This window comes from Paenibacillus sp. 2TAF8, assembly GCF_052114825.1.
Classification (GTDB): Bacteria; Bacillota; Bacilli; order Paenibacillales; family Paenibacillaceae; genus Paenibacillus.
On the sequence record NZ_JBFRFN010000069.1, the window covers coordinates 1 to 439 of the forward strand.

At 36.9% G+C, this 439-nt stretch carries 1 protein-coding gene; it reads right to left on the reverse strand.

Going from position 1 to position 439, the window contains the following annotated elements:
- Nucleotides 1–390 (reverse strand): DinB family protein (locus tag AB4Z30_RS30015; RefSeq protein WP_441931230.1); only part of this gene is annotated, 390 nt, incomplete at its 3' end.
- Between the last annotated feature and the right edge of the window lie 49 nt (nt 391–439).

The window sequence follows — 439 nt, forward strand, 5'->3', positions numbered from 1 at the left end:
TTTTAGATATCTTTCATAGGTATACGGTCGTTTATCATTGCCTATAAAAAAACGAATGTTTGAATGATCTACCTTACGGAATTGGTTGACTAAATGAGTTCGAGTTTCAATAAAGGTTTTAATCATACTTTCCCTGTCTGTAAATTCCTTAGCCTTCTCTATCGCTTTTAAATTATGGGTATCATGATCGACGAACCCTGGAAGTTTCACTTGATCTTTTATGTGTGGGAGCATCGTATTTAAAGTATATGTATCCCAATTCCATAGGTGGGCCACGACTTCCTTCACCGTCCACTTTCCAGGAGCAATCGGCTTTTGCCAAGTCCGATCATCAATTACTTTTACAAATTCATTGAAATGCTCAAACTGGTCTACTAGTTTTTTGTTCATCTTCTTTAATCCCTCCTGAAGTGACTTCACATGGATTTCCTATAACGTT